A 19963-nucleotide genomic window follows, 5' to 3' on the forward strand; every position below is an offset into this window, starting at 1 on the left:
AGTTGGATATGGGAAGCATTGGCAGTATGTCAAAACCAACAGAAGGGTTTTTAACGGCATTGATTCAATATCCTGTGCCGGTAGTCGATTCGAGAAGTGATATTGATAAACAAATCGAGCAGATTGTCAAAATGATCCATTCTACAAAAGCAGGTTATCCGGGCGTGGAACTGATTGTGTTTCCCGAGTACAGCACCCAGGGTTTAAATACAAAGAAATGGACAACGGATGAATTTCTTTGTTCAGTGCCCGGGCCGGAAACGGATATTTTTGGGGAAGCCTGCCGGAAAGCGGAGGTATATGGTGTTTTTTCACTGATGGAAAAAGATCCGGATGGCGGTGCACCTTATAACACGGCAGTCATCATTGATCCGGACGGGGAAATCATTTTAAAATACAGAAAACTGAATCCGTGGGTGCCTGTTGAACCATGGCAGGCAGGCAATCTTGGCCTCCCGGTTTGCGAAGGGCCGGGCGGGAGCAAATTAGCTGTCTGTATTTGCCATGACGGGATGTTTCCGGAAATTGCCCGGGAAGCCGCATATAAAGGGGCGAATGTATTGATCCGGATTTCGGGTTACAGTACTCAGGTGAATGACCAGTGGATTTTGACAAACCGTTCAAATGCATGGCAAAACCTCATGTATACGATGTCTGTCAATCTTGCAGGTTATGACGGCACATTCTACTATTTCGGGGAAGGGCAGGTATGCAATTTTGACGGCACAACTTTAGTACAGGGGCACCGCAATCCTTATGAAATTGTAACAGCGGAAATTTATCCGAAATTGGCGGACCAGGCAAGACTGGGTTGGGGGCTTGAAAATAACATTTACAACCTTGGGTCAAGAGGCTATGTAGCTACGCCAGGGGGTGTGAAGGAGAATCCATACACTTACATCAGGGACTTGGCTGAGAATCGCTACAAGCTTCCATGGGAGGATGAGATTAAGATCAAGGACGGCTCCATATACGGATATCCAGTGCAAAATCCTGTAAAGAGCTGAGTAAGAAAAAGGGGCGCTGGAAAATTCCAGCGCCTTTTTAGTTTATAATTCGGAAAATTTCATCTTGATCAAAATATTTTTCTGTTGTATGATGATGTTAACTGATGTGACATTTAATTGTTATTTTTTTTAACGTCCGATATTTTTATGATGAGGAGGTGTTATGTTGAAACTCACCCCCAGAGAAACCGAAAAACTCATGATTGTGGTAGCGGCGGATCTTGCCCGCAGGCGGCAGAAACGCGGATTGAAGCTGAACTACCCGGAAACAGTTGCCATCATTACATATGAAGTGATGGAAGGAGCAAGAGATGGGAAGACAGTGGCAGAGCTGATGCAATTCGGGGCAACCATTTTAAAACAGGAAGACGTCATGGAAGGCGTCGCGGAAATGATTCCTGACATCCAGGTTGAGGCGACATTTCCGGATGGTACAAAACTGGTCACGGTCCACAATCCGATCCGATAAAGGAGGTGCTCGAATTGATTCCAGGAGAGTACATATTAAAAAATGAACCAGTTGTCTGTAATGCAGGCCGGAAGACGGCCCGGATCACTGTGACGAACCGCGGTGACAGGCCGGTGCAGGTCGGTTCACATTTTCATTTTTATGAAGTGAACCAGGCGCTTGTGATGGACCGTGCCAAAGCGTTCGGTATGCATTTGAATATTCCTGCGGGTACGGCTGTCCGGTTTGAGCCGGGGGATGAAAAAGAAGTGGAGCTGGTATCGTTTGCTGGAAAAAGGGAAGTTTACGGCCTGAATAACCAGACAAACGGCCCGCTTAAAAAGGAGGGGGAAGCATGACTTTTTCAATGCCGCGCAGGCAATATGCGGATATATTCGGTCCCACTACCGGAGATGCGGTAAGGCTTGCGGATACGGAGTTGTTTATCGAGATTGAAAAAGATTTTACCGTGTACGGGGATGAAGTGAAATTCGGCGGCGGCAAGGTAATCCGTGACGGGATGGGGCAGCATCCGCATGCTTCCAGCGATGCCAGCCCGGACCTTGTTTTAACGAATGCCATCATTTTGGATTATACAGGCATCTATAAAGCGGATATCGGGATAAAAGACGGATTTATTTCAGCAATCGGAAAGGCGGGTAATCCGCTCTTAATGGAGGGGGTTGATATCACAATCGGTGCGTCAACTGAAGTGATTGCCGCAGAAGGGATGATTGTAACAGCCGGCGGCATAGATGCGCATATTCATTTTATCAGCCCGCAGCAAATTGAAACGGCGCTTGCATCGGGCATTACAACGATGATTGGCGGCGGGACCGGGCCTGCGACCGGAACGAATGCGACAACGTGCACGCCGGGGCCTTGGAATCTTCACCGGATGCTCGAGTCTGCAGAAGCCTTCCCGATGAATCTCGGATTTCTTGGCAAAGGAAACTGTTCGGCAGAAGCGCCACTAAATGAACAAATTGAAGCCGGAGCCATCGGGCTGAAACTGCATGAAGACTGGGGTTCGACAGCTTCTGCAATTGATACGTGCCTGAAAGTGGCGGATTGTTATGATGTGCAGGTGGCTATTCACACAGACACCTTAAACGAGGGAGGGTTTGTCGAGGACACGCTTAAGGCAATCGGGGGCCGTGTCATCCATACATACCATACGGAAGGCGCGGGCGGCGGGCATGCGCCGGATATCATTAAAGCAGCAAGTTATCCGAATATTTTACCTTCATCTACCAATCCGACCCGCCCGTTCACCGTCAATACATTGGAAGAGCATCTCGATATGCTGATGGTCTGCCACCATCTCGATGCCAATATCCCGGAAGACATCGCTTTTGCAGACTCACGGATCCGAAAAGAAACAATTGCGGCGGAAGATATTCTCCATGATATGGGTGTGTTCAGCATGATTTCGTCCGATTCGCAGGCAATGGGCCGTGTCGGCGAAGTGATTATGCGAACATGGCAGACTGCTGACAAGATGAAAAAACAGCGCGGCAAACTCCCGGAGGATACAGGTATCGGGGACAATTTCCGGGCCAAAAGATATATCGCCAAATACACGATTAATCCGGCTATTGTCCACGGCATTTCCGACTATGTCGGATCTGTTGAAACCGGGAAGTTTGCCGATCTCGTCCTCTGGCATCCTGCTTTTTTCGGTGTCAAACCGGAACTGATTTTAAAAGGCGGGATGATTGCTTACAGCTTGATGGGCGACCCGAACGCAAGCATTCCGACGCCGCAGCCGGTTCTCTACCGTAATATGTTCGGAGCGTTTGGAAAAGCAAGGCAAAAGACCTCTCTGACATTTGTGTCAAAGGCGGCTTACAATAAAGGCATACACCGTGAACTTGGTTTAAACAAACAGGTAAAGCCGGTGAAAAACATTCGCCAATTATCCAAACAAGACCTGCCATATAACGACAAGACACCGAAAATTGAAGTAGACCCGCAAACGTATGATGTCGAAGTGGACGGGGAGCTGATAACGTGTGAACCGGCTGAAACCGTCCCGATGGCACAACGTTACTTTTTGTTTTGAGGGAGAGAATCAGATGATTATTGAAAAAGTAATTGGAAATGTAGAAACTTTAGAGAATAAAGGTTTGCATGTGGAACGGGTGTACATGAACAGCGATGACCTGCTGAAACGGATCAAACGCGCCGTTACGGACCACGGAAATGAACTCGGCATCCGTTTAAAAGAAAACCAGGAACTGCATGACGGCGATATTTTATACATGGATAATCGCAATATGATTGTCGTTTCTGTTTTGGAGGATGATGTGCTGACTATCACACCGCGGTCAATGAAACAAATGGGGGAAATCGCCCATCAGCTCGGAAACCGTCATTTGCCGGCCCAATTTGAAGCAAACGATATGATTGTCCAGTATGATTATTTGGTGGAAGAGTTGCTTGAAGGGCTCGGGATCCCGTACCGGCGGGAGAAACGGAAGATGAAGCAAGCGTTCCGCCATATTGGGCATCATCATGATGCATAACTGGTATCTGCTTTTCCAGCTCTGTGACTCTAATTTCCCATCAGGTGCCTTTTCACACTCGCTCGGTTTTGAAACTTTTTTTCAAAAAAACCGCCTGGAGGACCGGGAACATGTTGAAAAAGCAATTTCTGTCTACATACGCAGGCAGCTTGCTTTTACAGACGGCCTGGCCTGCAAGCTTGCGTATGAAGCGGCAGAAAAAGAAGATCTCCAAATGGTTGAGGAAATTGACAGCATTTTGTTTGCGTCCTGCCTAGCTGAAGAATCGCGGGAAGCGGGTCGAAGAATGGGAGAGCGGATGGCAAAGGTTTGCGCGGAATTGTATCCTTCATCGTTGCTGTCGGGTTATTTGGAAGGGATCCTGGACAAAAGGCTGTGCGGTCATCCGGCGATTGTATTTGCACTTACCGGATTTGGCATTCAGGCACCGAAAGAAGTGGTTACCGGCGTCTGTCTGTTTTCGGCTGTATCCGCACTTGTGCAAAATGCTGTCCGCGGAATTCCGATCGGGCAGACGGATGGACAACGGATTTTAACCAATATCCAGCCGGCAATTGATGAAGCGCTTGGCGTGATTTCAATCTGTACAATAGATGATCTGGGGATCAGCTGCCCGGGGCTTGAAATTGCCCAGATGCAGCATGAAAGGCTTCATGTACGTTTGTTTATGTCTTAATATCTTAATTTTTCATAAAAAAGGGAGATGTGCTTATGGAACCGGTTCGGATTGGCATCGGCGGCCCGGTTGGTGCCGGAAAAACCATGCTTGTTGAAAAACTAACAAGGGCAATGCAGGATGAGTTCAGCATGGCTGTTGTTACAAATGATATTTATACAAAAGAGGATGCAATGTTTCTGGAAAAAAACAGTATCCTCCCGAAAGACCGAATCATCGGCGTTGAAACGGGAGGCTGCCCGCATACTGCGATCCGCGAAGATGCCAGTATGAATTTTGCGGCAATTGATGAGTTAAAAGAGAAGCATCCGGATTTGGATTTGATTTTTATCGAAAGCGGTGGAGATAATCTCGCAGCGACGTTCAGCCCGGAACTGGCCGACTTTTCGATTTATATTATTGACGTGGCGCAAGGGGAAAAAATCCCCCGTAAAAACGGACAGGGAATGATCAAATCCGATTTATTCATCATTAATAAAATTGATCTGGCCCCGTATGTCGGTGCGGACCTTGAGGTAATGAAACGGGATACGATAGCGGCAAGGGGGGAGAAGGAAAATATATTCACGAACCTAAAAAATGAAACCGGGCTTGAAGAAGTCGTGGCCTGGATTAAGCAAAATGCGCTGCTGTACGGATTAGAGTCATGAACTGGACAGGCATGCTTGAAATAGAAGCAGTAAAAAAACAGAAGAAAACGGTTCTTTCCTCTTGTTACCAGGAAGGCGCTTTTAAAGTGAGCCGCCCGATTTATTTGGATGAAGATATGCCGCTTATTTATTTCATTCATGTTGGCGGAGGCTATGTGGACGGGGACAACTATTATACGGCGCTGAAACTCGGGGAGGGAGCCCGAATGACCGCAACGACACAGGCATCTGCAAAAGTGTACAAAACGCCGGTGCAACCGGTAGCGCAAAAGACGGTTTTCCATTTAAAAAGTGGCAGTGTCTTTGAATATTTGCCGGATCCGCTCATTGCTTACGAAGGCGCCCGGTTTGTACAGGAGACTGAAGTCCGGATGGAACTCGGTGCAAGTTTGTTCTACCGGGACATGATTACCCCTGGATGGGCGCAGAACGGCCGCTTTTTTACATATGATTGGATCCGTTCGAAATTAAAGGTATGGATGGACGGAGCGCTTATTTTATTTGATCATTTAAATTTAGAGCCGGACCGGGGGATTGGCGATATATTGCAAATGGACGGGTTTACACATCTTGGCACTTTTGCCGTCATCCATCCGCTGGCTGGGAGGGAATTTCTTGAGGCGCTTTATGAAAAGCTTGAAAAATCCGGCGCCGGCCTGAAGTTCGGTTTGTCATGTCTGCCTTCCGGGTACGGTGTGATGCTGCGGGTAATGGGCTACAATACCGGATTAGTTGAACAGTTTATGAAAACTGCCCATTCATTTGCAAGGGCTGAACTGCTTCATAAAGACAGGCTGTTTTTAAGAAAATACTAGTCAGATATATTTCCGGTTAGCAGGATGAAGGGAGTGGTATTAAATGGATGTAAGTTTTATATCTGTCCTTGCCTTAGGATTTGTGTTGGGAATTAAACATGCGATTGAACCGGATCATATTATTGCTGTATCTACAATTGCCAGCCGAAGCAAGAAACTGTCCCAGTCATCCCTTGCAGGCGTTTTTTGGGGGATTGGCCATACGGCAACCTTATTTATTGTTGGAATTTGCCTTTTAATTATAAAGGGTGAAATTCCGGAAAAATGGGCCATGTCACTTGAATTTCTTGTAGGAATAATGCTGGTTTATCTTGGCATTACAACGTTGTCTGCATTTAAAAGGGTACGTATAAATCATCATTATCATGAACCGGGCCATAAGCGCAACTATTCCTACATCAAATCAGTGTGTATCGGGTTTGTACACGGACTTGCCGGAAGCGGAGCAATGGTACTGCTGACAATGAGTACTGTTAAAAGTGTTGTTGAATCAGCTATTTATATTTTGATATTTGGAATTGGAACTATATTCGGCATGCTTTTCTTTACAACTATCCTGGGTATCCCGTTTATCATAAGCGCTAAAAAAGTAGAGGTAAATAAGACGCTTACGCAGATCACTGGAGCCATTAGTACGGTATTCGGTATCTATTATATGTACAACTTAGGGATAGGGGAAGGATTGTTTAAAATGTGGTTGCAATCATTGTAACTGTCTCTTGCTGCTGTATCACGACAGGCTGGTCCTTCCGAAGTCCCGGATTTTCCGTCCGATTAACAAAAAAACACTGCACCCTGATCGGAGGGCTGCAGTGTTTTTTTGTTATTCGAAATTAAGCTGATAGTCCTCTGACTTGATGAGCCTTAATTTTTTTGAGAAAACGTAAATGAGTCCGACATTTAAGATAAGCGGCAACACGAAGAAAGTGCTTAGCATAATGGCAATATTTTTTGCAGTCCAGCCGCCTTCAGCAAGATGCATGAAATTGAGCGGGCCGACTAAGCCTGACAGCCCGAATCCTGCACTGTAAGGCGTGCCCTGAATATGAAAGACGCCGGCCAGCGCACCGAGCACGGCAGCGGTGATGAGCATCGGGAAAGCAATTTTCGGCTTCATAAAGAAGTTTCGCATCTGAATTTTCGGCGAGCCAAGTACATGGGCAAGGGCGGTGCCGAGCGAGTTGGCTTTATAGCTGGCGATGGCAAGCCCGACCCCGGCGGCACAAATGCCAAGATTTGCCGCCCCTGAACTGACACCTGACAGCATAATAACGGTTGCTACGCCGACTGTTGAAATCGGCGATAAAATAATCAGGCAGAAAATGACGGCGATAATCGCGCCCATTACGACAGGCTGCATGCTTGTCACATGTGCCACCCCGACGCCGACCAACCCGGTAGCCGCTTTAATAAACGGCAAAATCGTGAGGCCGATCATGCCTGGTATTAAAATGCTTAATGTCGGGATCAGGAGGATGGAATAAGCCTTTAACCTTGTTCCGACCCACTTGACGAATAAAACCGCCAATGCCGCAGTAATCCCTGTATTGATGACAATCCCGATCCCGTTTAAAGCAAATGCGCCGGCAGCCGTTTTCTCGATGGCGCCGCTCCCGACCATTGCGGCAATGCCAACACTTGCAATCTGGATCGGTGTCAATTGAAAGGTCATGCCGACCATCACGCCAATCAATACAGGCAGCATACTCATGATGATAACGGTTGCATCCACAACATGCTGCAAATAAGGCGCATGCGGGATAATAAGCTTCAATATCTCCCCGAGCAAGGCGTTTGGGATCAGAGAAACGACAATGCCTATGCTCATTCCATTTAACAGTTTACTGAAAAAATCCTTCATTGTTGGAGCCCCCATTTGTTTTGACCTCGCTGACGGCGCTGCCGGATAAGCGCCGATGCTTGTCTGTTTGCGTATGATTATATAAAACATTCAGATTATAGTCAACAAAAATTTTTAATACTTTACCGCGTGTGTGCATATATGCATAAAAGTACTAAAAAGCAGGCTGTTTTAGATAAAAAGTGATCGAAAACAATCCCGGTTTTTTCAAAGCGGAAAATGACTGAAAAAATAGCGGTTGAAACAAAAGACATAGGGTTGATGAAGAAAAAATGGGCATCCGTGATTGCTGGCCTGGCATGAAAAATGATTTTTTTTCACGATGGAAGCGGTATAATAAAAGTGGTGTTTTAGAATGTGTTGTGCCGGGCAAAAGAAAGGACATCAGGATGCGGAGGGATACGCCATGAAAAAAATTATAAACGACCCTGGAAAAGTTGTCGATGAGATGCTGGATGGATTTGTGTACGCCCATGAAGGAAAAGTGGAGCGATTGGAAGGGACAGGCGTCATTTATCGTACTTTCCGGGATGAAGGGAAAGTGGCGCTCATTAGCGGCGGCGGCAGTGGGCATGAACCGAGCCATGCCGGTTTTGTCGGGGAAGGAATGCTGTCTGCGGCAGTTTGCGGTGAAGTGTTTACCTCGCCGACGCCGGACCAGATTTTTGAAGCGATAAAAAAAGCCGACCAGGGCGCCGGTGTGTTCATGATTGTGAAAAATTATACAGGGGATGTCATGAATTTTGACATGGCCCAGGAATTAGCTGAAATGGAAGATATTCAGGTGGAGAAGATCGTGGTTGACGATGACATCGCGGTAGAAGACAGCACCTATACAGCAGGAAAGCGCGGCGTTGCCGGTACCGTTCTTGTCCATAAAATTCTGGGCGCGGCAGCAGCAGAGGGGCAGACGCTTCAGGAAATCAAGGCGTTGGCTGAACGGCTTGTGCCCAATGTGAAGACAATCGGTGTCGCTATTTCGCCGGCAACAGTTCCGGAAGTCGGAAAGCCGGGCTTTGTCCTTCAGGAAGATGAAATGGAATACGGTGTCGGTATTCACGGGGAACCGGGTTACCGGCGGGAAAAAATCAAGTCGTCAAAAGCGATCGCGGAAGAACTCGTTGCCCGGCTGAAAACTGCGTTCAACTGGAAAGAAGGGGACCGGTTTGCGCTCCTTGTCAATGGGCTTGGGACTACACCGCTTATGGAACAGTATATTTTTACCAAGGATGTGCATGCCCTGCTTGACCGGGAAGGCCTTGCCGTTCCGTTTAGAAAAGTGGGCAATTTGATGACGTCCATTGATATGGCCGGCCTTTCTCTCACGCTTGTAAAACTGGAAGATGAGGCGTGGCTTAAATTTTTAAAACGGCCGGTATCCGTTCCGGCATGGGTGTAAAGGAGGCGGAAATATGTTAACAGCAGAAACAGCAACAGACTGGCTGCATCGTTTTGCAGAAAAAATCAATGAGAACAAAGCCTATTTGAGCGAACTGGACAGTGCGATCGGTGATGGCGACCACGGTTCGAACATGGCACGCGGGGTGGCGGCTATGGAAGAAAAACTGGAAGCCGGCGGTTTTGCCACGGTCCAGGACGTCCTGAAAACAGCGGCGATGGCGTTGCTTGGAAAAGTCGGGGGTGCCTCGGGGCCGCTGTATGGATCAGCGCTGATTGCGATGGCAAAACAGGCAGGGGAAAATGAACAAGATGTTGCGGCAATTGTAAAAGCCGGGCTTGAAGGCATCCAAAAACGCGGGAAAGCGGAAAAAGGCGAGAAAACGATGGTTGATGTCTGGATACCAGCCTGTGAAGCACTCGCGTCCGGATCGCTGACAAAAGAGGCCATTCAATCTGCCGTAGAGGCGACAAAAGAGATGAAAGCGACAAAAGGGCGCGCATCTTATCTTGGCGAGCGTTCCATTGGCCATCTTGACCCTGGGGCGGTTTCAAGCGGCTATTTGTTTGAAGCTTTGTTGGAAGGCGGGATTCTGGATGAGTAAAAAACCAGTCGGCATTGTCATTGTTTCCCATATTCCTGAAATCGCGGCCGGCCTTGCCACATTGTTAAAGGAAGCGGCCAAAGACGTTTCCATTACGTATGCGGGTGGCACCGATGACGGCGAGGTTGGCACCAGTTTTGACAAAATGAATGCCGCCATAGCCGAAAATGAAGCGGATGATCTGTTTGCTTTTTATGACCTCGGCAGCGCCAAAATGAATTTGGAAATGGCAATGGAGATGTCGGATAAGTACATCCGCCTGATGGACACCGCCTTTGTCGAAAGTGCTTATACGGCTGCCGCGCTGATCCAGGCAGATGCAGAACTGGAAGAGATTTTAAAACAGCTGGAACCGTTAAAGGTAAAATAAAAAATAGCCCGGGCCGGTATGAACGGTCCGGGCATTGCTTTTTTGTGGAAAAACATAGGATTAAGGGCCTCGCCAAAATGAAACGTGTGGCATCCTTCATCAGGTTTTCACGCAAAACGCACGGGCGCCCTGCATGGCCATTTTAAAGCCTTTTTTGCCCGCCCGCGCTGTACGGCGTTCGAAAGGCCCTTAGGAAAAACGAGGCCGGTGCTGTATGCATGTTAGAGATTCACGAAAAACCGGGCGCCGCTTTTTAATATCATAATAAAGATATTTCTTCCTTTACGTTTGCGGCAGCAGCAATGGACTGTTTTAAAATATCCAGGCCTTCCTGCAGCTGGTCGTTTGTAATGACAATGGGCATCAGAATGCGGATGACATTGCCGAAAATCCCGGCATCCAAAAGAAGCAGCCCCCGCTTGTTGGCTTCTTTCACAATCCGCTTTGTCAATGCTTTATCCGGTTCTTTTGTTGTTTTGTCTTTTACGACTTCAAATGCACACATGGCGCCAAGTCCGCGCACATCCCCGATAAAGGTAAACGCCTTCTGCCAGCTGCGGAACGTATCAAGTACCTGTCTCCCGATTTTTTTCGCCCGTTCGTTTAATTTTTCAGATTCAATAATGTCCAGTACGGCAAGGGCGGCTGCGCATCCAAGCGGGCTTCCGGCATAGGTGCCGCCAAGTTCACCCGGATTTGCCGCATCCATTATGTCGCTCCGTCCGATTACACCGCTTAACGGGACGCCTGCTGCAAGAGATTTCGAGATGGTAATCAAATCTGGCACAACATCAAAATGCTCAATGGCAAAATAGCGCCCGGTCCGGCTGAATCCTGCCTGAATTTCGTCCGATACGAACAAAATGCCGTTTTCCTGGCAGAAGTCATAAACCGCTTTTACAAATTTTTTGCCTGGCACAATGAATCCGCCTTCTCCCTGTACTGGTTCCATGACCACAGCAGCAACCGTTTCAGCGGCAACATCGTTTTGAAAGAAATTCCGGAACTCCTGGATCATATAGTCTTCATATTCTTCATCAGTAAAATGGCCGGGTTTCCGGTAAGCATAAGGGTAAGGCGCCTTATAAACTTCAGAAGCAAACGGGCCGAATTCGTATTTATACGGCTTCACTTTGCTTGTCATCGACATCGTCATTAACGTTCTGCCGTGAAAGCCGCGGGTAAAGCTGATAATGGCCGGCCGCTTCGTATATTTTCGGGCAATTTTAACGGCATTTTCGACGGCTTCGGCCCCGCTGTTTAAAAGGATGACCTTTTTCTCCGCATTCCCCGGGGCGAGCGCTGCCAATTTCTCAGCCAGTTCAATATAAGGTTCATACATCATGACGTTAAAGCCGGTATGGATAAAATGTTCAAGCTGTTCTTTGACAGCTGCGATAACTTTCGGGTGGTTATGCCCGACATTCAGCGTGCCGATTGCGCCGGCAAAATCAATATACGTATTGCCGTCCACATCTGTAACAAGCGCGCCTTTTGCCTCTTTTGCAAATGTCGGAATGCCATTGCTGACACCGCGGGGAACGGCTTTTTCCCTTCTTTCCAACAGTTCTTTCGATAGCGGCCCCGGCAGTGTTGATTTTACATTTGCATAAGTCATTCGATACGCTTCCTTTCATTTAAATAAAATGTTTTTCAATATTTACAAGGGGTACTTCAGCAGCATTTTCCGCACTTTCGAATTCCATTTCCGGCGGCTCTTGCTTGAATCCCTTTGTTAAAAAGACTAAATAGATCAAACCGATGGCAGCCCAAATGCAGCCAAGGATTTTTGCGTTTTTATCTAAATTTATAAATAATCCGAAGTCTAACAATGCTCCAATCAGTGGAATAAGAAGATAAAGCAAAAAATTTTTCCCGGACCTTTGTTTGCCACGGATATAATAAAAGAAAATGACATCAATATTTACAAAAATAAACGTGAGAAAAGCACCAAAGTTCACGAAAGAAGTGGAAGTTGTCACGTCCATTTTTAAAGCAAACAATGCAATGATGCCGATAATCACAATATCAATAATTGGTGTTTTCGTTTTTGAATTGATATAACCAAATATTTTAACAGGCAGTACATTGTCCCTGCCCATGGCATACAACAAACGTGCCCCGCTTGCCTGGGCTGCAACCCCTGATGCAAATTGGGCGATAATCAATCCTGCCAGGAAAATGGCGCTGAATAAGTTACCGCCGACTTGTTTTGCAATTTCAAAAGCAGCGGAGTCAATATTTTTAAAATGTAAATAACCAGGCTGAACAAGATGCAGGACATAAGATGAAAGGACAAATAGTATCCCGCCTATAAATGTAATCAGGAAGATTGCACTTGGAAGTGTTTTTTCTGGTTGAATGGTTTCTTCTGACATTGTAGTAACGGCGTCAAAGCCTAAGAATGAATAACAGGCAATTGAAGCGCCTGCCAGAATATAGGATAGAGAAGCATGGCTGTTATAAAACGGGCTGCTGCTGAATAAGAAATGTGCGCCGGTTCCGGTTACAACGTCTGAAATACATAAGGCGATAAAGATTGCAACAACCAGTAATTGAAAGACCATCATCAGGATATTTACATTTGATGTCATTTTGACACTGACAACATTAATTATGGATGTGATTAAAATAAACCCGATAATCCATCCCCATGATGGAATGGAAGGGAATGCCGTGTTGAGGTATACAGCGCCAATCAGCCAGATCACCATTGGCAGAAAAATGTAGTCGAGAAGGACAGCCCAGCCGATCATAAAACCAAGATGTGGATGGATTGATTTTCTCGTATACGTGTAGGCGGATCCGGATTTCGGGAAGGCTTTTACCATTTTTCCGTAACTATACGCTGTAAAAAGCATTGCCGCCAATGCAACAATGTATGCTGTTGGCACCATCCCGTGCGTTGTTTCTGTCAGAACCCCGTAAGTTCCGAAAACAATCATTGGTGCCATATAGGCAAGGCCGAATAAAATGACTTGCGGCAGTTTTAAAGTGCGTGTTAAGTGAGTCTGTTTCTCCATATAAGGCACCGCTCCTTTTTAATTTTATTGAAACACCGTGTATTGTTGTAACGATCCATACAAATCAATCCTTCTATCTGTTAGATAATTTAATTTTTCGTCTTTTTTTTCGTTTGCTGGGATTTGGACTACTTCAAGCTGCTCGTGATTTCCCAGCTTTTTCGCCAATTTTCCGTCACCGAGAATGGCAGTGCTTTCTCCGAAAAAATGCGTTTTCAATTCTTTCCCGGTGCGGTTACATAGTATGACGGGAATCTGATTTTCCATAGCACGGCTTTGTGCGTAGATAAATTGATAATGTTCGTATGGAGACATATTGGCCAGCGGCACAAGAAGCATTTCTGCCCCCTTGATGCGGAGAATTCTGGCAACTTCCGGGAACTCCAAATCATAGCAGATCATACAACCAATTTTCCCGAATTTTGTTTCAAATACAGGCAGCACGTCTCCTGGTGAAAAGCAATCTGATTCCTGGTCAAAAAGATGTGTCTTCCGGTACACTCCTGCTATTCTTCCTTCATCATCAATCAGGATTGCGGAAATATAAAAAGTGTCATCCGCTCCTTTTTCTGGGAATGAGTAAAGTGCATGCATGCAGTTGGTTTTGCAAGCATTTTGGATCAGGCAGATACTCTCTCCTGAAGAAAGATCTTCAGCAAGTTCATCCAGGCGGTCTGAAATATGATAACCGGTTAGGCACATTTCCGGGAAAATGATCAAATCGGCGTGCATATTCTTTGCCTCATTCATCATGCTAAGCATTTTTTGCACGTTGCGGTCTTTACTCCCAAGTACGGGCTCCATTTGGGCAATTGCGATTTGAACCGACATCCCCCGCCTCCTTGTCTTGTAATAATTGTGTACAAAAATTGTATACAATTTATTGTGGCAAAAAATTTTAGAGATACTTTTGGATTACTTGTACTACGGGCACAGTATGCGTATATTCCTTTGAAAAGTCTACGTCTTCTTCAATAGATGAAACGTGATGATGTGCCATTTCTTTTGCAACAACTGGCTTTCGGGAACGGATCGCTTCCAAAAGCTCCATGTGTTCAGAAATGGCATTTGCTTCCTTATGTTCCGATGCATCATAGAAATTCAAAATAATATGGGATAAGCTGATCATCTTTCTTAATGTCTCGATTAAAAATATATTTCTGGATGCTTCAATAATGCTCAAATGGAAATTTTTCGTAGCCACGAGCGACTGGTGAAACGCTTTCTGCCGGATCAACATTTTTTCTTTTTTTAGAAAAGCTTCCATACGTTGAATTTCAAAATCTGTGGCATAAATTGCAGCAAGCTCGGTTGCCCTCGGTTCCAGAAGCTTTCGCATTTCAAATATTTGCTGGGCTTCATTCGGTGTAGGACAGTAAACAAAAGCCCCCCTTTTTGGAATGAGTTCAATTAAGGAATCAAATTTTAATCTTTGAAAAACCGTCCGGACCGGCGTACGGCTGACACCAAATGCTTTGGCCAATGAACTTTCCTTCAGCTGCTGGCCCGGAGGAAATTCAGCATTTAAGATAGCGTCATGAAGAACCTGGTAAATTTTTTCCTCTGTTGCTTTGCTGTTTGATACCATGGCATCTCTCCTAAGTTGCAATTTATTTTACAATATTATGATAATGCAAAAATTATAAAAATACAAATATATTGTTAAAAAATCTTTCGCATTTTTTATTCAGACAGCAGCATTTATCAATTGCTAAATCATGCAATTCTTTGACAAAACCCCCATCCTGCCTTTAAGATGGGGGTAACGGATTTGCATTGCAAATTTGAAGGAGAGACAAAAATGGAAGTTGCCATCCCGATAGATTTTGAGCAGATGAAAGAAGTCAAAACAGAGCTGACGCGGTTTATGATGTCGTATAAATTCGCGCTCCATGAAGTGATGACAAAAATTGATATTTTAAAAGAAGAATTTCAGTACGTCCATGACTACAATCCGATTGAACATGTAAAATCACGCTTAAAGTCACCGGAAAGCATTCTGAAATAAAGCGTACCGGAAAGGCTGTGGATTATCGCTTGATTCGATCCGTGAAAACATCCGCGATATTGCCGGTATCCGGATTACGTGTTCGTTTATTTCAGACATATATGAGATCAGCAAAATGATCCAGCAACAAAAAGATGTAAAGTTAATTGAGTGCAAGGATTATATTCAAAATCCGAAACCGAACGGCTACCAGAGCCTCCATATGATCATCAAAATTCCGATTTTCATGTCGGACAGGTCGGAAGAAGTGTATGTTGAGATTCAGATCCGGACAATCGCCATGGACTTTTGGGCAAGCCTGGAACATAAAATATATTATAAATATGACGAGGATGTGCCACAACATTTGAAGGAAGAACTGAAAGAAGCAGCACTGCAGGCAGCACAGCTCGATGTAAAAATGGAGAACATCCAAAAAGAAATGAAGGAAGTCAAAAAGCGGAACAGTGAAAACAGCGTGCACCAACTGATCATAGACGCTGAAAAGCTTCGAATCCCTGAAGATTTTTTAAAAGTGGCCTTAAATGAAACGGATGGGAAGGGATCCATTTGATCATTAATTTGAACGAAATGCCGGGATTTGTCCGGTTCGAAATGGAGAAATTAGGGGAAATGATCACCCCAAAACTGAAAAAAGCCAACCAGTATGCATTTTGGTCCAAACCGCTCATTTTTGTGGCAGCGCTCAATTTGTTTTTGTTGCTTCTCGTGATGCCGGCGGAAGACCGCTCGATTCCGCTCCTCCTTTTCTGTGCGGTCGCCGGGGCGTTCGGCATGGCGCTGTCGCAGGAAGCGCGGGTTTTGAGAAAAGAAATTACGAAGCTCAGTTTTTCCTATATGAAAAAGCGGATTGAAAAAAGCAGCATTGTCACGGAGCCGGTGAAAAAACGCTATGCGGCATTGATCGAAAAGGAACCGACGAATATTTTCCTCCACTTTATCCACTTTTTGGAAGAAGAGCAAAACAGGAAAAAAGAGATTTGGTAAAATCCGCACGGCCGTTTGATGGCGTGCGATTTTTTTGAATTTTTATGGACAGATGGGAAAATCCAACATTTACGCGGCAGTATTACGCTCGTTTGCCTGGATGCGCACGTTTTTTGCCCGATCGCCGGGAAGACGGGCGGCAATAGGCCGGGCATTTCTCTGCGGTTTTTTCCCGTTTCCCGCTAACGCATGCATGCGGATTGTTGGCAGCGGATCGCCGGGAAACGGGCGAAACCAAAATACGCCGCATGCCGCTTTTGCCGCTTTCGCAGGTAACAATACAGCGGGCTGCCTTTTTCATCAATAAACGCTTTCAAAAAATAAGTTTTGAAAGCGTTTAAAAAGGCTACTCTCTTTCCGGTTCATGCCCGATTGTGATTAAGCGCGTGTCCACGTTGATGTCCAAGTTCACATCGTATCCGCAGTTTGACACCTTGACGGATGCATCATTAACAGAGAAAGCAACCACCGTATCCAGTTCGCCATCCAGCACGGCAAAGGCATATTGGTCTTCCTGGTTTGTGTACAAGTGGTATGATTCGTGAATGACAACGGTCCAACGGTATGGCAGGAATAATGTTTTTGTGCCCATGTCTGTCTCTCCCTGAAAAAATGTAGTTTACTGAACTATATTCGTTCCTTGCCGCTGGAATTCCTGCTTTCGCTTCGGCCCATTTTGCAACATCTGCCTGTGGAAATCAGCGGCAAATTCGATTACAATAGGAATTATGCGAAAAACGCCAGAAAAGAGGGGTAGAATGGAAAAGAAATCCATCTTTGGATTGACGATAGATCAACTGGCCGGCTGGATGCTGGAACACGGGCAGAAAAAATTCCGCGCACAGCAAGTGTGGGAATGGTTGTACCAAAAAAGGGTGAAAAGCTTTGCAGAGATGACGAATGTCAATAAAGACTGCCTTGCGTTGCTTGAGGAACATTTCCATATTCACACGTTAAAACAAGTGGTGAAACAGGAATCAAAGGACGGCACGGTAAAATTTTTGTTCCAGCTTAAGGACGGCAATTTAATTGAAACGGTTTTGATGCGCCAACATTATGGTTTGTCGGTTTGCGTGACGACCCAGGTCGGCTGCAATATCGGCTGTTCGTTCTGCGCAAGCGGCCTGCTCCGCAAAAACCGCGACCTGGACAGCGGGGAAATTGTAGAACAGATTATGTATGTCCAGAAACATTTTGATGAAGCCGGAAAGGGCGAGCGGGTCAGCCATGTGGTCGTCATGGGGATTGGCGAACCGTTCGATAACTTTGAGAATGTGGTGAACTTTCTTAAAATTATCAATGCGCCAAAGGGACTGGCGATCGGCGCGCGCCATATCACCGTTTCCACAAGCGGCCTTGCACCGAAAATTTATGCGTTCGCAGACCTTGACCTGCAGGTGAATTTGGCCATTTCCCTGCATGCGCCGAATAATGAACTCCGGTCGCGCATCATGAAAATCAACCGCGCATACCCGCTTGAAAAGCTGATGCCTGCGATCGATTATTATTTAGAAAAAACAAATCGCAGAATCACGTTCGAATATATTTTGCTGAAAGATGTCAATGACCATAAGGAAGAAGCGCTGCAGCTTGCAAAACTGCTGCAGGACAAGCGCCATCTTGCCTATGTCAATCTCATTCCTTACAATCCTGTTAACGAGCACGGTTATCAAAGAAGCGAAAAAGAATCGATTATGACATTTTACGATACGCTCAAAAAAAATGGCATCAACTGCGTTGTGCGCCAGGAACACGGCACGGATATCGATGCGGCATGCGGCCAGCTCCGCAGCAAACAGATCAAAAAAGCGAACAGAACGGCATAATAGAGCCCGCCCCGTATTTTGGATTTTATCCAAAGCGGGGCGGGCTTTTTACGTTTAAAAAAACGAACAAACAGGGTAGGTATAGGGTACAGCAATTATATGCTGAAAAAATATTTTAACAACATACGAAGAATACATGATAGGAAAGGAATGAGCGTAATGAGAGGAAAAGATGAGGGAGACGGGGGCAGGCGTGTTTCAGTCCGTCCCGAGGAAGCGGGAACTAGGAAAGAATCATTTTCTAAAAAAACTTTTCTGCGTTTGATTACAATCGTATCAACATTTGGCGGTTTACTATATGGCTATGATACAGGCGTTGTCAACGGGGCGCTGCCATTCATGTCAAGGGACGACCAGCTTGGTTTAACGCCGTTTACGCAAGGGCTTGTCACAAGCACCTTGCTTTTAGGGGCAGCATTCGGTGCCGTGTTCGGGGGGAGGCTTTCTGACCGGAAAGGGCGCCGGAAAACGATCTTAAGCGTCGCTTTTATTTTCGTCATCGCCACGCTTGGCTGTTCGATGGCGCCGAATGTGGCCGCCATGGTTACCTTCCGGATGATCTTGGGCCTTGCAGTTGGCGCGACAGCTGTCACAGTCCCGGCTTTTTTGGCAGAATTGTCGCCTGCCGAACACCGCGGGCGGATCGTTACACAAAATCAACTGATGATTGTCTCCGGCCAACTATTTGCCTATACGTTTAACGCGATACTGGCCAATACGTTCGGGGAAGCCGGAAACATTTGGAGATATATGTTGGCAATCGCAACATTGCCGGCTGTCATTTTATGGCTCGGGATGCTGATTGTGCCGGAAAGCCCGCGCTGGCTCGCCGCAAAAGGCAAATTTGGGGAAGCCCTCGATGTGTTGCGGAGAATACGCGAAGAAAAACGGGCACAAATGGAATGGAATGAGATTCGCCAGACAGTCGAAAAAGATGCCAAAATGAAAAAGGCAACCTTGAAAGATTTAAAACTTCCATTTGTCCGCCGCATCATTGTCATCGGTGTCGGCATCGCGATGATCCAGCAGCTGACCGGCGTGAACTCCATTATGTATTATGGGACGGAAATTTTAAAGAAATCCGGATTTTCGACAGGCGCAGCACTGATCGGAAATATTGCCAACGGTTTGATTTCCGTTCTCGCCACCCTTACAGGCATTGCACTTTTGGACAGGGCCGGCAGAAGAAAAATGCTGATTACCGGGCTTGCAGGGACAAGCACTGCGCTCCTTTTGATCGGGATTTTTTCGATCACGTTAAAAAACAGTGCGGCATTGCCATTTCTCGTTTTGGGCTTGACCGTCATGTTTCTCGCTTTCCAGCAGGGCGGCGTATCTCCTGTGACATGGCTCATGCAGTCGGAAATTTATCCGATCCATTTACGGGGGCTTGCGATGGGGATCTCGGTTTTCTGCCTGTTTATAACGAATTTCCTTGTCGGCCTGTTGTTCCCGGTATTGTTCCATGCAATCGGACTGTCGGCAACATTCTTCATTTTTACCGGGCTTGGCATCTTCTCCATCCTGTTTGTAAAAAAATTCGTCCCGGAAACGAAGGGGCGGTCGCTTGAAGAAATTGAGCAAAGCTTCCATGCGCGGAAGGAGCGTTACTTTGCGCGCAGAAAAAAATCAACATTCAACCGGAACAACCAGCCGCAGCACGTGCATCACAGCGGCATGGACCGGTAAAAATTTTTCGAAAAGGGTCCGGCGCGGGCCCTTTTCGTTTGTCCATACATATAATAGAATAAGAAGTTTTTC

The 19963-nt window shown here is 46.1% G+C and carries 21 protein-coding genes and 1 pseudogene; 16 read left to right on the top strand and 6 right to left on the bottom strand.

Translation table 11 applies throughout. The features are described from left to right. The first annotated feature begins 8 nt into the window (after nucleotides 1–8). The 9 genes from IC21_RS07955 (at nucleotide 9) to IC21_RS07995 (ending at nucleotide 6836) form a co-directional block, all read left to right on the top strand. Nucleotides 9–1007, top strand: coding sequence for a formamidase (locus IC21_RS07955; RefSeq protein ID WP_029141838.1), 999 nt, complete (start codon nucleotides 9–11; stop codon nucleotides 1005–1007). Between the two features lie 166 nt (nucleotides 1008–1173). Then, complete coding sequence (locus tag IC21_RS07960) at nucleotides 1174–1476, top strand: urease subunit gamma (protein ID WP_029141391.1); 303 nt, start codon at nucleotides 1174–1176, stop codon at nucleotides 1474–1476. A gap of 14 nt (nucleotides 1477–1490) precedes the next feature. Beyond that, nucleotides 1491–1814: an urease subunit beta gene (locus tag IC21_RS07965; protein ID WP_013860436.1), complete on the top strand. Its 324-nt coding sequence runs from the start codon at nucleotides 1491–1493 to the stop codon at nucleotides 1812–1814. After that, nucleotides 1811–3520: an urease subunit alpha gene (gene ureC, locus IC21_RS07970; protein ID WP_029141837.1), complete on the top strand. Its 1710-nt coding sequence runs from the start codon at nucleotides 1811–1813 to the stop codon at nucleotides 3518–3520. Before IC21_RS07965 ends, ureC begins: the two co-directional genes overlap by 4 nt. A gap of 13 nt (nucleotides 3521–3533) precedes the next feature. Further along, nucleotides 3534–3983: an urease accessory protein UreE gene (gene ureE, locus IC21_RS07975; protein ID WP_013860434.1), complete on the top strand. Its 450-nt coding sequence runs from the start codon at nucleotides 3534–3536 to the stop codon at nucleotides 3981–3983. Next, on the top strand, nucleotides 3976–4659 hold the full coding sequence (locus IC21_RS07980) for an urease accessory protein UreF (protein ID WP_029141836.1): 684 nt from the start codon (nucleotides 3976–3978) through the stop codon (nucleotides 4657–4659). Before ureE ends, IC21_RS07980 begins: the two co-directional genes overlap by 8 nt. A 35-nt stretch (nucleotides 4660–4694) precedes the next feature. Further along, the gene (gene ureG / locus IC21_RS07985) at nucleotides 4695–5309 is read left to right on the top strand and encodes an urease accessory protein UreG (protein ID WP_013860432.1); all 615 of its coding nucleotides are present in this window, start codon (nucleotides 4695–4697) and stop codon (nucleotides 5307–5309) included. Further along, a complete protein-coding gene (locus IC21_RS07990; RefSeq protein ID WP_029141835.1) occupies nucleotides 5306–6124 on the top strand; it encodes an urease accessory protein UreD in 819 nt (272 codons plus the stop codon). Before ureG ends, IC21_RS07990 begins: the two co-directional genes overlap by 4 nt. A gap of 43 nt (nucleotides 6125–6167) precedes the next feature. After that, a complete protein-coding gene (locus tag IC21_RS07995; protein ID WP_019722117.1) occupies nucleotides 6168–6836 on the top strand; it encodes a HoxN/HupN/NixA family nickel/cobalt transporter in 669 nt (222 codons plus the stop codon). Nucleotides 6837–6947: 111 nt separating this feature from the next. Here the strand turns inward: IC21_RS07995 and IC21_RS08000 are convergent, their stop codons facing one another. Then, complete coding sequence (locus tag IC21_RS08000) at nucleotides 6948–7985, bottom strand: PTS sugar transporter subunit IIC (RefSeq protein WP_029141834.1); 1038 nt, start codon at nucleotides 7983–7985, stop codon at nucleotides 6948–6950. Between the two features lie 406 nt (nucleotides 7986–8391). On the opposite strand from IC21_RS08000, the gene dhaK reads away from it, so the two are divergent. The 3 genes from dhaK to dhaM are packed head-to-tail and all read left to right on the top strand — an operon-like array spanning nucleotide 8392 to nucleotide 10358. Continuing rightward, the gene (gene dhaK, locus IC21_RS08005) at nucleotides 8392–9384 is read left to right on the top strand and encodes a dihydroxyacetone kinase subunit DhaK (RefSeq protein WP_029141833.1); all 993 of its coding nucleotides are present in this window, start codon (nucleotides 8392–8394) and stop codon (nucleotides 9382–9384) included. Nucleotides 9385–9397: 13 nt separating this feature from the next. Next, nucleotides 9398–9988, top strand: coding sequence for a dihydroxyacetone kinase subunit DhaL (dhaL, locus tag IC21_RS08010; RefSeq protein ID WP_019722114.1), 591 nt, complete (start codon nucleotides 9398–9400; stop codon nucleotides 9986–9988). Next, on the top strand, nucleotides 9981–10358 hold the full coding sequence (dhaM, locus tag IC21_RS08015) for a dihydroxyacetone kinase phosphoryl donor subunit DhaM (protein WP_013860427.1): 378 nt from the start codon (nucleotides 9981–9983) through the stop codon (nucleotides 10356–10358). Before dhaL ends, dhaM begins: the two co-directional genes overlap by 8 nt. 259 nt (nucleotides 10359–10617) lie before the next feature. On the opposite strand, the gene gabT is transcribed toward dhaM, so the two are convergent. The 4 genes from gabT to IC21_RS08035 form a co-directional block, all read right to left on the bottom strand. Then, nucleotides 10618–11976 (bottom strand): 4-aminobutyrate--2-oxoglutarate transaminase, encoded by a 1359-nt coding sequence (gabT, locus tag IC21_RS08020; RefSeq protein WP_029141832.1) that lies wholly within the window; start codon nucleotides 11974–11976, stop codon nucleotides 10618–10620. Nucleotides 11977–11995: 19 nt separating this feature from the next. Then, nucleotides 11996–13381 (bottom strand): APC family permease, encoded by a 1386-nt coding sequence (locus IC21_RS08025; protein WP_029141831.1) that lies wholly within the window; start codon nucleotides 13379–13381, stop codon nucleotides 11996–11998. Between the two features lie 24 nt (nucleotides 13382–13405). After that, nucleotides 13406–14212, bottom strand: a complete 807-nt coding sequence (locus tag IC21_RS08030) for a carbon-nitrogen hydrolase family protein (protein ID WP_029141830.1) — start codon at nucleotides 14210–14212, stop codon at nucleotides 13406–13408. Between the two features lie 67 nt (nucleotides 14213–14279). After that, nucleotides 14280–14969: a GntR family transcriptional regulator gene (locus IC21_RS08035; RefSeq protein WP_029141829.1), complete on the bottom strand. Its 690-nt coding sequence runs from the start codon at nucleotides 14967–14969 to the stop codon at nucleotides 14280–14282. Nucleotides 14970–15182: 213 nt separating this feature from the next. Here IC21_RS08035 and IC21_RS08040 point away from each other — a divergent pair. Continuing rightward, a pseudogene (locus IC21_RS08040) lies at nucleotides 15183–15942 on the top strand (GTP pyrophosphokinase). Beyond that, nucleotides 15939–16376 carry a YwnF family protein gene (locus IC21_RS08045; protein ID WP_029141828.1) on the top strand — a complete coding sequence of 146 codons (438 nt, stop codon included), beginning with the start codon at nucleotides 15939–15941 and terminating at the stop codon, nucleotides 16374–16376. Before IC21_RS08040 ends, IC21_RS08045 begins: the two are co-directional and overlap by 4 nt. Before the next feature lie 346 nt (nucleotides 16377–16722). Here the strand turns inward: IC21_RS08045 and IC21_RS08055 are convergent, their stop codons facing one another. Then, entirely contained in the window at nucleotides 16723–16968 is a 246-nt protein-coding gene (locus IC21_RS08055; RefSeq protein ID WP_017554281.1) for a hypothetical protein, read from the bottom strand. A gap of 166 nt (nucleotides 16969–17134) precedes the next feature. Between IC21_RS08055 and rlmN the strand changes: the two genes are divergently transcribed. Both rlmN and IC21_RS08065 read left to right on the top strand, forming a co-directional pair. Further along, nucleotides 17135–18202 carry a dual-specificity RNA methyltransferase RlmN gene (rlmN, locus tag IC21_RS08060; RefSeq protein ID WP_013860420.1) on the top strand — a complete coding sequence of 356 codons (1068 nt, stop codon included), beginning with the start codon at nucleotides 17135–17137 and terminating at the stop codon, nucleotides 18200–18202. Between the two features lie 159 nt (nucleotides 18203–18361). Then, nucleotides 18362–19891 (top strand): sugar porter family MFS transporter, encoded by a 1530-nt coding sequence (locus IC21_RS08065; RefSeq protein WP_029141827.1) that lies wholly within the window; start codon nucleotides 18362–18364, stop codon nucleotides 19889–19891. Nucleotides 19892–19963 lie beyond the last annotated feature (72 nt).

This window comes from Heyndrickxia coagulans DSM 1 = ATCC 7050, from assembly GCF_000290615.1.
Lineage (GTDB): Bacteria > Bacillota > Bacilli > Bacillales > Bacillaceae_C > Weizmannia > Weizmannia coagulans.